Source organism: Vibrio hepatarius, assembly GCF_011806575.1.
Lineage (GTDB): Bacteria > Pseudomonadota > Gammaproteobacteria > Enterobacterales > Vibrionaceae > Vibrio > Vibrio hepatarius_A.
In genome coordinates this window covers 66,954-80,843 of record NZ_JAATOO010000005.1, presented here as the reverse complement: position 1 = coordinate 80,843, position 13,890 = coordinate 66,954, and the positions used below count along the sequence as shown (strand labels likewise).

Here is a 13,890-nt window from a genome sequence, read left to right as displayed (position 1 = left end):
AAGTTGTTGTTTTACATACGGTTGTTTTTGTTGTTTTCTTGGTTGTAGTTGGTAGTCTTTCGATTCAGTTGGAATAAGGGCGAAGTATATGACTAATACCCATCAAGTTTTTGACCAAGTGGACTTCTCTAGGCAAGATTTAAGTGACGCTTGTTTTAAGTCCTGCCATTTTTATCGTTGCGACTTTAGCCGCGCAAATCTTAGAGACGCCCAATTTGTCGATTGCAGTTTTATTGCGCAAGGCGAGTTGGAAGGTTGCCATTTTGAGTACAGCGACCTACGGGATGCGTCGTTTAAAAGCTGCCAGCTTTCGATGGCAAATTTTAAAGGCGCGAATTGTTTTGGCATCGAGTTTAGAGAGTGTGACTTAAAAGGTGCGAGCTTTGTACAAGCCAATTTTTCTAACCAGGTCAGTCATAGTGTCTACTTTTGTTCTGCATACATCACGGGTTGTAACTTGTCGTATGCCAACTTAGAGCGTCTTTGCATTGAAAAATGTGACTTGTTTGAAAACCGCTGGATTGGCGCCAATTTGTATGGTGCGTCGTTTAAAGAATCTGATCTTAGCCGTGGCGTATTTTCACAAGATTGCTGGGGGCAATTTCGCCTTCAGGGCTGTAATCTCAGCCACACAGAATTAGAAGGGCTAGATCCAAGGAAAGTCGACTTAAGTGGGGTCAAGATCTGCGACTGGCAACAAGCTCAGCTACTGGAGCCGCTTGGTTTAATTGTTGTCCCCGATTAGTTGGCAGAGTAATAAGTTTTGTCACAACTAGGTAAATTATGGAATTACAGATATATCAGGTTGACGCGTTCGCATCTGAACTGTTTAAAGGCAATCCGGCAGGAGTATGCATCACCGAAAGCGCGCTGGAAGAAAGTGTAATGTTAGCGATCGCCGCCGAAATGGCGGTGTCGGAAACGGCATTTTTATCGCTCGATACTATGCAGCTAAAGTGGTTTACGCCAAAAGTGGAAGTGAAGTTCTGTGGTCATGGTACGTTAGCTGTGGCGCATGTATTGAAGTCGATTGGTATGTATCAATGTGGTGATAGCATCGCCTTCAATACGCTTTCCGGTGTGTTAACCGCAGAGTTAAACCGTGACAGTATCGACCTCGCTTTTCCTGCGCCAGCGCTTGATTTTACCGGCGAACGTGACCCAGATATCATTCGCCTGCTGGGCCTGAGTGATAGCGATATCGTTGATTACGCCATGTTTGATACCAAGCAGTTTATTGTCGTAGACGATGAGAAAAAACTCCTAGAATTACAGCCAGATTTCAATGCTCTGAAAGCACGACGGGGGCGTGGCGTACTGGTGACGGCTAAGTCGAGTGACAAGCAGGATTTTACCTCGCGCTACTTTGCGCCTTGGGTTGGAGTGGATGAAGACCCTGTCACGGGCTCTGCGCATTGTGCCCTAGCTGTGTACTGGGCAGGCAAACTCGATAAGAGCCGGATGCAGGGTTATCAAGCGTCTTCGCGTGGTGGCTATGTCGGAGTGGAAATGTTGTCGCCGTCGCTGGTTAAGCTCTCGGGTTGTGCGGTGACCGCGCTAACTGGGACCATGACTGTTTAAACATAAAAAGAGCCGCATCATGCGGCTCTTTCCGTTTATCTCATTTGCCTGAACAGGTGATTACATTGCAGCTTTTTTCGCTTCAGCAATCCATGCGTCAAACTGTTTGCGGTTTGCTTTTACCCAACCTTCAACGTGAGACTCAATATCAGCCATGCTGTTTTTACCTTTGCTCATCATCATGTTTTGCGCACTCACATCATTGATGTTGAGTTTGATGATTTCAAATAGCTTCGCCGCTGCTGGGTTTTTCTCAGTGAACTCTTTGTTCGCCACGATACGCATAGAGTTCATCTCGAAACCGTAGTTCTTACCGTTTTCTAAAGTCGTATCAACGTCTTTACGCTCACCAGGCAGTGCTGAGAATGGCACTTCTAACCAAACTACGTCTTTACCCGGAACAAGCACACCACTTACCCAGTAAGGCGTCCACGTGTAGTACAGGATTGGGTCGCCTTTCTTGTAGCGAGAAATCGTATCGGCGATGATCGCTGCGTAGTTACCTTGGTTGTGGTCAACCGTATCACGCAGGCCGTAAGCCGTGAGCTGCTCTTCGATTACTAGCTCACAACCCCAACCAGGGTTACAGCCAGTTAAGTCAGCTTTCCCGTCATCGTCCGCATCAAACAGCGCCGCTAGTTTTGGATCTTTTAACTGACCGATGTTGGTAATGCCGTATTTCTCAGCGGTTTTCTTATCGATCAAATAGCCTTGCGCTGCACCACTGATGTACTGACCTTTACGGAAGAAACTGTCGTCACCGCCAGATTGCGTGTACTTGTCTGCGTGGAGTGGGAACCAGCCCACTGCTAAGAAAGTCGCGTCACCTTTAGCAATAGAAGTGTAGCCAACGTTGTAGTCCACTTCTTTGGTTGGCTGCACATCGTAGCCCAGCTCTTCAAGCGCGCGATTGACGATCAGTGTTTGGAACGTTTCTTCTGCAACAGTTGATTGAACTGGTTGAACCGTGACACCTTCTCCTGGCAGTTTTTCAGCCCAAACGTTACTTGATAAAGCGAGAGTGGAAACTGCGCTTACAGTGAACGCTTTCTTCCATGAATTAATCATTAGTATTTCTCCTTAATGTAAGTTCTTGTTTCTTACTTTTGTTGCGAAGGAACATGCCGATAGGGCCAGTGTGGTACCAACGGGTCTTGGTGTTACCAGCATTTGTCCCTAGTTCTTGTGTAATGCGGTCAAGCAAAATAGCGAGGATAACGATGCCAACACCACCAACTGCGGCGAGGCCCATATCTAAGCGTCCGATACCACGTAGTACCATTTGGCCTAAACCACCCACCGCAATCATCGACGCGATCACTACCATCGAGAGTGACAACATCAGCGTTTGGTTCACACCCGCCATGATGGTTGGTAGTGCGAGTGGCAATTGAATGCGATACAGCATCTGTTTTTTGTTGGCACCGAATGAGTGACCCGCTTCGATCAGCTCTTCCGGAACCTGCTGAATACCTAAAATGGTCAAGCGCACGACTGGCGGCAGCGCAAAGATGATCGTTACAACCACCCCTGGAACGTTACCGATACCAAACAGCATCACGATAGGCACGAGATACACGAAGGCGGGTGTGGTTTGCATCGCGTCGAGGATCGGTCTGACAAATCGAGCGGCGGTGTCGCTGCGCGATAGCCAGATCCCCATCGGTAACCCTATTAGCAGGCAGAAAAACACCGATGTCATGACCAAAGACAGGGTGGTCATTGCTTCAGACCACGCACCAATCAGGCCGATAAACACCAGTGAAACGACGGTAGCGAATCCGAGTCTTAAGCTCGAAAACTGCCACGCGAGCAGAAATAGGATCACCAGCATGAAGGGTGCAGGTGTCGAGACCAATGCGGTTTCAAACGAGCTGAGAATAAAGTCGATAGGGATGCGGATCGCCTGAAACAGTGGGCGTCCGTGTTCGACCAGCCAGTTCAATCCGGTTTCTACCCAAGAGTCGAAAGGCAGTACCGCATTATCAAACGGGTTCAAAATATCAAATGGCTTTTCTGTCACCACTTCCGAGCTTAACCAGTCTGATGCGCCTGAGTCGCTTGTAGCGGCTTGACCCCACGGATCACTTTGCTCAGTCGTCGTTTGTGACCAAGGATCGTTGTTGGTTTGTTCTGATGACATGGTGTTAATCCTTATCTAACGTTTGTAGCAAGCGTGATTTAGTGACAACACCGAAATAGTTGCCGTCGTCATCCACAACGGGAACCGAGTAAGGCACATTTGCCACAAGGCTTAAGATGTCATTAATTGGTTGCTCCGGCTTGAGAGTTAGGCCATCTTCCAACTGAGCGCTGGAAAGCGAACGGCTCTCTTTGTTTGCCGCACGTAACGAGTCTAGTGAGACAATGCCAGAATAACGGCTGGTTTTGTCGACGATAATGCCGTAGTCACGGTCGCTATCGATCAGAATCTGCATTGCGGAGGCTGGGCCGTCGTGCTCAGACTTTTTGAACACTGCTGCTGGCTTTTTACGCGCAATGTCTTTCGCGGTCAGTACACTGGCCACGTTCACACCGCGGAAAAAGGCACGTACGTAGTCATTGGCAGGGTGGTTGAGTATCTCGTCGGGCGTGCCGACTTGCACAACTGAACCGTTTTGCATGATCGCGATGCGGTCACCGATGCGCATTGCTTCGTCCAAGTCATGGGAGATAAAGACGATGGTGCGTTTGTCGTCGTTCTGTAGGCGAATCAACTCGTCTTGCATTTCAGTTCGAATCAATGGGTCAAGCGCCGAAAACGCCTCGTCCATAAGCAAGATATCTGGGTCACAAGCCAGTGCTCGTGCCAAACCAACTCGCTGCTTCATCCCACCTGATAACTCGTCAGGGAATGATTCCGCATAGGCATCCAGACCTACGCGTTCGAGTGCCGCTAACGCGCTGGCTTTACGTGTATCTGGGTCAACCCCTGCCAGCTCTAGACCAAACGCTGCGTTTTCAATCACCGTCATGTGGGGCATCAAGGCAAAGTTTTGAAAAACCATTGAGATGTTGTTACGGCGTACTTCGCGTAGCTCGTTCTCGGAGATGTGCGCGATATCTTTGCCTTTGAGGAGAACGTTACCTTTTGAAGGTTCGATCAGGCGGTTAAGCAGGCGAACGAGAGTCGACTTACCGGAACCAGAAAGCCCCATGATAACGAAGATTTCGCCTTCTCGAATGCTAAGGGAAACATCGTTGACACCTATGGTCGCTCCGGTTTTTTCAAAGACTGCGTCTTTATCCGCACCTTGGTTGATCATTGCAAAGGCGCGTTCAGTCTCATCGCCAAACACTTTGTACAGTCCCTTAACTTCCAGTATGGGATCCATGTTGTTAGTCCTTTTGTGGCTATGTTTTGTTGATGAACGTTTAGTACTCTAAGTAAATATTTGTAATTTTTCAATGAATACCATTCTGTAAACTTTGTTTCATTCATCTCTTATGCTTTATTTAACTTAAAGTTAAAAATATGATTTGATCGTAATTTATTGTTTTTAAGATAAAAATTTAACAATTCCTTTAGCGGTATCCGCATGTGAACAAAGAAGAATGCGGTTTTATTCCAGCCTTTAATTCTCACTGATGTCGCATTTTTTCGTTAGAGTTCTTCTCTCATTTTTGGTGTAAATGGAAGAAATAATTTGAGTACGAACTAATTTTAAGGCATTTTATATTTAACTGAACGTTCAATTAAAAATAAAAAAGGACGAAAAATGCCTAAAGTTGGGATGCCAAAAATACGCAAACCGCAGCTTGTGCAAGCCACAATGACGGTCATTGATCGCGTGGGTTTGCATGCGGCGAGCATCTCTTTGATCAGTAAAGAAGCTGGGGTATCGACGGGGATCATTAACCATTACTTTGGCGGTAAGCACGGTCTGTTGGAAGAAACGATGCGCGAGATCTTGCGCCAGTTGTCTGAAACCATAACCGGACGCCTACGTGAACTTCCTGCGGATGCGCACAAGCAACGAATCAACGCCATTATTGATGGTAACTTCGTCGGTTTTCAGGCTGAGAACAAGGTGGCAAAGACTTGGCTCGCCTTCTGGTCGTACTCGATGCACGACCAACAACTTAAGCGATTGCAACGCGTCAACGAACGTCGTTTGCTTTCTCATTTGCTTATTGAACTCAAAGCACTTTTTGCCAAAGAGCAGGCCGAAGTGGTCGCTCATGGTATCGCGTCTTTGATTGACGGTATTTGGCTTCGCGGGACGCTCAACCCCGACGGGATCGATGCCGAAAAAGCGCGCACCATCATTAACGATTATCTGGATAAACAACTTACGTTTTATTCGCAAAAATAAACATAAAGTCAGCATTTTCATATGAAACTAAAATCATTATTTATCAATGGTAAAGCTTGCTCTGGCAGTTCTGGGGAAAGTTTTACCACTTACAATCCGGCCAACGGTGAGCCGCTTGCTGAAATCGATCAAGCGAGCGAGAGCGACGTACAAGCGGCGATCGATTCAGCCAAGCAAGGTTTTGCTATTTGGTCTTCCATGACGCCAATCGAGCGCAGTCGCATTTTACTCAAAGCTGTTGCCATTCTGCGTGAACGTAACGATGAACTAGCCAAGCTGGAAGTCGCCGATACTGGCAAACCACTGCAAGAAGCGATGGAAGTCGACATCGTCACCGGTGCGGATGTGATCGAGTATTTCGCGGGACTGGTTCCGGCGATGCAGGGCGAGCAGCAGCCTCTGGGTCAATCGCAGTTTTTCTACACCCGACGTGAACCATTAGGTATTTGCGCCGGCATTGGCGCGTGGAATTACCCAATTCAAATCGCGATGTGGAAATCCGCGCCTGCATTGGCTGCGGGTAACGCGATGATCTTCAAACCTTCAGAAAAAACGCCTTTGACCGCGTTGAAACTGGCGGAGATTTTTAGCGAAGCGGGGCTGCCTGATGGCGTATTTAACGTGGTGCAAGGCGATCATCGTGTCGGGCAAATGCTCACTGCGCATCCAGAGATTGCCAAAGTCTCATTCACTGGTGAATCTGGCACTGGCAAGTTAGTTATGTCAGACAGCGCAAAAACGCTCAAAGACGTGACGATGGAGCTCGGCGGAAAGTCACCGATGATCGTGTTTGATGACGCCAAACTCGACGATGCGGTCTCTGCGGCGATGGTCGCGAACTTCTATACCCAAGGCGAAGTGTGTACTAACGGCACGCGCGTGTTTGTTCACGAGTCGATTTACGACCAATTTGTCGCGCAGCTTAAACAGCGTACAGAGAAATTGGTGGTTGGTGACCCAATGGACATGCAAACACAAATCGGCGCACTGATTTCTAACGACCACTTAGACAAAGTACTTAACGCCATCGAGCAAGGTAAAGCCAGTGGCGCGACCTTACTTACCGGTGGCTATCGTGTGACTGAAAACGGGTTAGGCAAAGGCAACTTTGTTGCACCAACCGTGTTTGTTGACTGCGATGATTCTATGCCACATGTACAACAAGAAATCTTTGGTCCTGTGATGTCGGTGCTGAAGTTCTCAGACGAACAAGACGTCGTTCAACGTGCCAATGCGACCGATTACGGCCTCGCAGCGGGAGTCTTTACGCAAAACCTATCGCGTGCGCACCGCGTTATTCATCTGCTCGAAGCAGGTATTTGCTGGGTAAACACCTGGGGTGACTCGCCAGCAGAAATGCCAGTTGGCGGCTACAAGCACTCTGGGGTAGGACGTGAAAACGGTCCAGAAACTCTACGTCACTACACGCAAACCAAGAGTGTGTTGGTCGAGCTTGGCGATTTCGCCAGTCCTTACGCTTAAACGCTAACCTCAATGGAGACAACAAATGCAACAACGCTACGATTACATTATCGTCGGCGCGGGTTCGGCCGGCTGTGTGTTGGCAGACAGGCTGACAGAAAGCGGAGAGAATCAGGTGCTACTACTCGAAGCTGGTGGTACTGATAAGAGCATTTTCATCCAGATGCCGACCGCGCTGTCGTACCCGATGAATACCGAAAAATACGCCTGGCAGTTCGAAACGACACAAGAAAAAGGTCTCGACGGGCGCAAGCTGCATTGCCCACGCGGTAAAGTGCTCGGTGGCAGCTCATCAATCAATGGCATGGTGTATGTGCGAGGTCACGCGTGTGACTTTGACGAGTGGGAAGAGCACGGCGCGAAAGGCTGGAACTACCAAGCGTGTCTACCGTATTTTCGTCGCGCGGAGTCTTGGCAAGGCGGCGAGGATAACTACCGTGGCGGCGAAGGTCCGCTAGGGACTTGTAACGGTAACGATATGGCGCTCAACCCACTTTACCAAGCCTTTATCGACGCAGGTCAGCAAGCGGGTTACCCGCAAACGGACGACTACAACGGTTATCAGCAAGAAGGCTTTGGCCCGATGCACATGACCGTCGACAAAGGCGTACGCGCTTCAACTTCTAACGCGTACTTAAGGCGTGCACTCAAGCGTTCTAACTTGACGCTAGTTAAAGGTGTGGTCGCGCGCAAAGTGCTGCTTGACGGTAAGAAGGCCGTCGGCGTTGAGTTTGAAAAGCGCGGCAGCGTGCAGCAGTGCTACGCGGTAAAAGAAGTGATCTCGTCGGCGGGCTCTATTGGTTCAGTGCAACTGCTGCAACTGTCGGGTATTGGGCCAAAAACCGTACTGGAAAAGGCCGGAGTTGAGGTCGCACACGATCTTCCAGGCGTGGGTAAAAACCTGCAAGACCATCTTGAAGTCTATTTCCAATATCACTGCAAACAGCCGATCACGCTCAACAGTAAGCTAGGCTTGGTAAGCAAAGGAATGATTGGCACAGAGTGGATCCTGACCCACAAAGGATTAGGCGCAACCAACCATTTTGAATCGTGCGCATTTATCCGCTCTCGCAAAGGTCTTAAGTGGCCGAATATTCAATATCACTTTCTGCCTGCGGCGATGCGTTATGACGGACAAGCCGCGTTTGATGGCCACGGCTTTCAAGTCCACGTTGGGCCCAACAAACCGGAAAGTCGTGGCACGGTTGCGATTACTTCGGCAAATCCACACGACAAACCGCGTATCGAATTCAACTACATTTCTACCGTACAAGATCGCCAAGACTGGCGTGACTGTATTCGCCTGACGCGCGAAATCTTAATGCAGCCAGCGATGGATGAGTATCGCGGTGAAGAGATCCAACCGGGTATGGATATTAAGAGTGATGAAGCGATCGACGAATGGGTCAAAGAGAACGTCGAAAGTGCGTATCACCCTTCTTGCAGCTGTAAAATGGGCGCCGATGACGACCCGATGGCGGTAGTGGATGAAACGTGCCGAGTGCGCGGCATCCAAGGTCTACGTGTGGTGGACTCTTCAGTCTTCCCTACTATTCCAAACGGCAACCTCAATGCGCCAACCATTATGGTCGCCGAGCGTGCTGCAGACATGATTCTTAACAAAGCGCCGCTGCCAACACAAGATCTACCAGTGTGGATAGCCCCGCAGTGGCAGGAAAAACAACGAATTAATTCACCAAAAAGAAAATTGGGCTAAGTCCCCAAAGTCAGTAATTAATATAAGGAAATTAATATGTCTATGAAGACAAAAATGCTCTCAACTCTCGCGCTAAGTACCTTAGCAATGAACGCTTATGGTAACCAATGTGAAACCGTGCGTTTCGCTGATGTCGGTTGGACCGACATTACCGCGACCACAGCGGTAACAAGCGAGCTGCTGAAAGGTATGGGCTACCAAACCAAAACTGACCTGCTTTCTGTGCCAGTGACGTACTCGTCGATGGCGAACGGTGATATCGATATCTTCCTTGGCAACTGGATGCCAACAATGGAGGGAGATATCGCTAAATACCGTGAAGCGGGGACGGTCGAAACCGTGCGCGCTAACCTAGAAGGTGCCAAGTACACACTAGCTGTGCCGAAGTACGTTTACGATGCTGGGGTGAAAAGCTTTGCTGACTTGGCGAAACACGCGGATAAGTTCCGTGACCGCATCTACGGTATCGAGCCGGGGAACGATGGTAACCGTTTGATCCAATCAATGCTCGACGAGAATGCATTTGGCCTGAAAGACTTTAGCCTTGTTGAGTCGAGTGAAGCGGGCATGGTATCGCAGGTATCACGTGCTGCACGTCGCAATCAATGGATTGTTTACTTAGGTTGGGCGCCGCATCCGATGAACAGCAACATCGAAATGGAGTACCTCGACGGTGGTGACGACTATTTCGGTCCGAACTACGGCGGTGCGAATGTGTACACCAACGTACGTGCTGACTACCTCAACCAATGTCAAAACGTAGGTCAGTTGCTGAAGAATCTCGAGTTCAGCCTTGAGATGGAAAATGAGCTGATGGAAGCGATCCTCAACCAGAAAGTGAAGCCTGCAAAAGCCGCACAGCAGTGGCTGAAACAAAACCCTGAGCAAATCGAAACTTGGCTGCAAGGCGTGAAGACGCTAGCGGGCGAAGATGCAGCTCAAGCGGTAAGCAACTATATCAACTCAAAAGCGTAATTAGACAGGGTGAGCTGCAAAGGCTCACCCTAACAAACAAAGGTGTATTGTGAATTTTATTACAGACAACAAAATCCCCTTAGGTCAATGGATGGAAACGGGCGTAGATTGGTTGACGACCAATGCGTCTGGCTTGTTTGATGCGATTTCCATTTTTCTCGAAACCATCATTCTTTTTGTTGTAGACATTTTTAAGTGGATGCCGCCGGCGGCGCCTATCGTACTGACGGCTGCGATCGCATGGTATTTGCACCGCAGCGTGCCACTGGTGCTGTTTATTGTCGCGGCTCTACTGACCATTTTGAACCTAGGATACTGGCAAGAAATGCTGGAAACCTTTGTCTTAGTCTTCGCGGCGACAACGATTTCCGTATTAATTGGTGTTCCTCTGGGCATTATGGCGGCGCACCGTCCTTGGTTATATACGCTGCTCAGACCGATTCTCGATTTGATGCAGACGGTGCCGACGTTTGTCTACCTGATCCCGACACTGGTTCTGTTTGGTTTGGGCATTGTTCCGGGGCTTATCTCGACCATCATTTTCGCCATCGCAGCGCCAATTCGTTTAACCTACCTCGGGATCACTAAGGTGCCTGAAGAGTTGATCGAAGCGGGCAAAGCGTTCGGTGCCAACCGCATGAAGCTGCTGTTCAAAGTCGAGCTTCCTGCTGCGATGCCAAGCATTATGGCGGGTGTGACTCAGTGTATTATGTTGTCACTGTCGATGGTGGTGATCGCTGCGCTTGTTGGTGCAGATGGCTTAGGTAAACCCGTCGTTCGAGCGCTTAATACGGTAAACATCTCGCAAGGCTTTGAAGCTGGACTGGCGATTGTCCTTGTCGCAATCATTCTCGACCGCCTATGTAAAACACCTAACCAGAAGGAAGCATAATCATGGATGCAATTACGATTAAAAACCTTGATGTGGTATTTGGTGACCAGCAACAGAAAGCGTTGGAATTGCTCGACCAAGGCAAAGCCCGTCAGGAGATCATCGACCAAACCGGTCAAGTTGTCGGCGTGGACAACGTTAGTATGAGCGTTAAAGAGGGTGAAATCTGTGTATTAATGGGGCTTTCTGGTTCAGGAAAATCAAGTCTGCTAAGGGCGGTGAATGGTTTGAATACCATCTCGCGCGGCGCACTGGAGATCAAAGATGGCGAGCAGAAAGTTGATTTAGCGGATTGTGACGAAGCCACACTGCGTCATCTGCGAACTCACCGAATTTCGATGGTGTTTCAGAAATTTGCCCTAATGCCTTGGTTAAGCGTGCTTGATAACGTCGCGTTTGGCCTAGAAATGCAAGGCATGCCTAAAGCAGAGCGCAGAGAGAAAGCCAAGCAGCAGCTTGATATGGTCGGGTTAACCGAATGGGCGGATAAATTCCCACACGAGTTGTCTGGCGGTATGCAGCAACGGGTTGGTCTAGCGCGTGCCTTTGCGATGGACACTGATATCTTGTTGATGGATGAGCCGTTTTCTGCGCTGGACCCGCTGATCCGTGCGCAGTTGCAAGACGAGTTGATCGCTCTGCAGGAAAAGCTCAACAAGACCATCTTGTTTGTCAGCCATGACCTTGATGAAGCGCTGAAAATCGGCAACAACATTGCGATTATGGAGTCGGGGAAACTTATTCAACACGGTAAACCAGAACAGATAGTGTTGCAGCCAGAAACCGAATACGTTCGTGACTTTGTTGCGCATACTAATCCGCTAAATGTCCTCAAAGGGCGTTCACTGATGCAGCCAGTGAGTGAGTTAAGGCAACAGCAGGACAAACTGGAAGTTTGCGCGGCTAAGCAAGTATGGGTAGAACAAACGCCAGCGAATGTTCAACTTGTGCAAGGCAAAGGTCTTAAGCTGATTGAATGGCAACAAGGTCAGTTTGATATTGACCAAGTGGATCAAAATACCATCGTGGTGGCTAGCCCAGAGATTGGAATGAGAGAAGCGATTGAGCTTAAGCAGCGTAGCGGTCAGCCAATACTGTTAGTCGAAAATGGCAAGCTAGTAGGTGTACTTAATGACAGCAACTTCTATGATGCGCTGCTAGGGAATTATAACGCTCCACAAGCGGCGTAGCTTGTGGAGCGATTCGGTAACCTTAGTGTTCGCTGTGCAATAGCGCATCAAAGCGTGGATTACCGTGTAGCCCTTCTAGATCAGGCTCTGTGTTGATCAGGTCGCGGATAGAAGGGCTCGCTTCGATCGCACGTTCTAAATCTTCAATTGCTTGCTCTTCAACCCCGAGACGAGAGTAGGCACACGCACGCTGGTACAATGCCGGTCCGTTGGTTGTATCGAGTTCAAGCACTCGGTTTGAAAGACTGAGTGCCCAGTGGTACTCGTTGATTTCCATCGCGGCGTCGGCTTTGTACGTCAGCGCTTCCAAATCACCAGGGCGAATGCCCAAAATCTCATCGTACACATCAATCTTCTGCTCTGGTGTCGGCATGCTTTGGGCACGCAGCCACAGGTTGTGGATCTCGTTGATCTTTTCGATTTCTTTGTTGTTCTCGCTGATGATGCGCGTCTTACGTTTCAAGTCGCGCTCGAGCACACTGAACTTCTTCTCGTACTCTTTAGCTATCGAATCAAGGCGCTTGTCCGCCATCTCTCTGGTGTTGCTCTTAAACTCATTCAGAGATTGCCAGCCGACAAATGCGATCAAAGAAGCCACACCTGCAATGATGTAGAAAAAGTACGTGACGGTGACATTTGCATAGTTAAGCGACTTATCAGCAACGGATAACTCACGGTCAGTAATTTGAACAGTAAGCTTTCTCTCCAAATCTTGCTGCTCTTGTCTTAATGCTTTGAGCTCATCAAGTATGTATCGCTCCATGAGCGGGCGGTCTAGTAAGTCGCTCTCAGAGTATGACTTTTGTTCGGCGAGTGTTGGCTGGACAAAAGAAAACAGCCCTAAGAGAAGTATCAAAATGCGCATAGCAAGTCATCCGGTTAAATCTTTGTTTTATCGTCAGAAGAAACTTAACAAATTCGTGCGTCAGTTAGTATGGTAATTACGAGGAAATTTATCTTCTTGCACGAAAAAGACTGGTAACTCTTTCGCCCTCAAATTGAATTTTTACCGTGAAATGAAACTGCAACAATTTAGAGTTCTAATCATTTTTTGGTGATTTATCGAGTTCTTTTTGTGATCCCTGTCACATAAATTGGGATGTCTCTTGATTTTAACCGGAGGGAATGCGCGATAATAACTGCGAAATTTGTTTAGAGTTCAAAGGAAATGTTTTTGCACATGATTACATCAGCGCCTTGGGTGATGTATCCCGAAATCGGTGAGACCCCAAGTAAAAAATGGAATTTTCGTGAACCTAGCAGAGCGGATGGAGGCAAGATCTTCTGTTTAATCGCAGATTGTCCGCCATTGGATGTTAACTCTTCGTACTGCAATTTTCTTCAAGCAGCGCACTTCAGCGACACTTGCATCATTGCGGAGCAAGACAAAGACATTGCTGGTTTTATCTCAAGCTACAGAAAACCCAATGATCCTAATGTGTTGTTCGTATGGCAAGTGGCTGTGTCTCCACGCTATCGCGGTAAAGGCTTGGCTTACAAAATGCTCGACCAGTTGTTGCAGCGTCAATCGCTACAAGGAGTCGATGCCGTAGAAACCACCATCACCAAAGACAACGACGCGTCTTGGTCGTTGTTCAAAAAGCTAGATTCCAACAACGGTAATCGTGGTGAAGTCAGCACGTTCTTAGACGAAGAAGCACATTTCAAAGGCACGCACGATACCGAATATTTGTATCGCATCCCCTTAAATAATCCTCAATAAAAAGGAGCCATTAC

General features: G+C 48.4%; 13 protein-coding genes. 9 read left to right on the top strand and 4 right to left on the bottom strand.

What is annotated here, in order from left to right; translation table 11 throughout:
* Positions 1-88: 88 nt before the first annotated feature.
* Positions 89-745, top strand: coding sequence for a Qnr family pentapeptide repeat protein (locus tag HCZ42_RS05245; protein ID WP_167419689.1), 657 nt, complete (start codon positions 89-91; stop codon positions 743-745).
* Positions 746-783: 38 nt separating this feature from the next.
* Entirely contained in the window at positions 784-1,581 is a 798-nt protein-coding gene (locus HCZ42_RS05240; RefSeq protein ID WP_167419688.1) for a PhzF family phenazine biosynthesis protein, read from the top strand.
* A 60-nt stretch (positions 1,582-1,641) separates the two neighbouring features.
* Here the strand turns inward: HCZ42_RS05240 and proX are convergent, their stop codons facing one another.
* The 3 genes from proX to proV are packed head-to-tail and all read right to left on the bottom strand — an operon-like array spanning position 1,642 to position 4,916.
* Positions 1,642-2,649: a glycine betaine/L-proline ABC transporter substrate-binding protein ProX gene (gene proX / locus HCZ42_RS05235; protein WP_167419687.1), complete on the bottom strand. Its 1,008-nt coding sequence runs from the start codon at positions 2,647-2,649 to the stop codon at positions 1,642-1,644.
* Positions 2,642-3,724, bottom strand: a complete 1,083-nt coding sequence (proW, locus tag HCZ42_RS05230; protein ID WP_167419686.1) for a glycine betaine/L-proline ABC transporter permease ProW — start codon at positions 3,722-3,724, stop codon at positions 2,642-2,644. The genes proX and proW overlap by 8 nt, the downstream gene beginning before the upstream one ends.
* 4 nt (positions 3,725-3,728) lie before the next feature.
* Positions 3,729-4,916, bottom strand: coding sequence for a glycine betaine/L-proline ABC transporter ATP-binding protein ProV (gene proV, locus HCZ42_RS05225; protein ID WP_167419685.1), 1,188 nt, complete (start codon positions 4,914-4,916; stop codon positions 3,729-3,731).
* Positions 4,917-5,300: 384 nt separating this feature from the next.
* On the opposite strand from proV, the gene betI reads away from it, so the two are divergent.
* The 6 genes from betI to choV are packed head-to-tail and all read left to right on the top strand — an operon-like array spanning position 5,301 to position 12,153.
* Positions 5,301-5,897, top strand: coding sequence for a transcriptional regulator BetI (gene betI / locus HCZ42_RS05220; protein ID WP_053407167.1), 597 nt, complete (start codon positions 5,301-5,303; stop codon positions 5,895-5,897).
* A gap of 21 nt (positions 5,898-5,918) precedes the next feature.
* On the top strand, positions 5,919-7,379 hold the full coding sequence (gene betB / locus HCZ42_RS05215) for a betaine-aldehyde dehydrogenase (protein ID WP_167419684.1): 1,461 nt from the start codon (positions 5,919-5,921) through the stop codon (positions 7,377-7,379).
* Positions 7,380-7,404: 25 nt separating this feature from the next.
* Positions 7,405-9,096, top strand: a complete 1,692-nt coding sequence (betA, locus tag HCZ42_RS05210; RefSeq protein WP_167419683.1) for a choline dehydrogenase — start codon at positions 7,405-7,407, stop codon at positions 9,094-9,096.
* A 36-nt stretch (positions 9,097-9,132) separates the two neighbouring features.
* On the top strand, positions 9,133-10,071 hold the full coding sequence (locus tag HCZ42_RS05205) for a choline ABC transporter substrate-binding protein (protein ID WP_167419682.1): 939 nt from the start codon (positions 9,133-9,135) through the stop codon (positions 10,069-10,071).
* A gap of 49 nt (positions 10,072-10,120) precedes the next feature.
* The gene (choW, locus tag HCZ42_RS05200) at positions 10,121-10,963 is read left to right on the top strand and encodes a choline ABC transporter permease subunit (protein WP_053407171.1); all 843 of its coding nucleotides are present in this window, start codon (positions 10,121-10,123) and stop codon (positions 10,961-10,963) included.
* 2 nt (positions 10,964-10,965) lie between these two features.
* A complete protein-coding gene (choV, locus tag HCZ42_RS05195) occupies positions 10,966-12,153 on the top strand; it encodes a choline ABC transporter ATP-binding protein (protein WP_167419681.1) in 1,188 nt (395 codons plus the stop codon).
* A 22-nt stretch (positions 12,154-12,175) separates the two neighbouring features.
* Here choV and HCZ42_RS05190 read toward each other — a convergent pair whose 3' ends face one another.
* Positions 12,176-13,018, bottom strand: coding sequence for a tetratricopeptide repeat protein (locus tag HCZ42_RS05190; protein WP_167419680.1), 843 nt, complete (start codon positions 13,016-13,018; stop codon positions 12,176-12,178).
* Between the two features lie 315 nt (positions 13,019-13,333).
* On the opposite strand from HCZ42_RS05190, the gene ectA reads away from it, so the two are divergent.
* Positions 13,334-13,876 (top strand): diaminobutyrate acetyltransferase, encoded by a 543-nt coding sequence (ectA, locus tag HCZ42_RS05185; protein WP_167419679.1) that lies wholly within the window; start codon positions 13,334-13,336, stop codon positions 13,874-13,876.
* Positions 13,877-13,890: the final 14 nt, after the last annotated feature.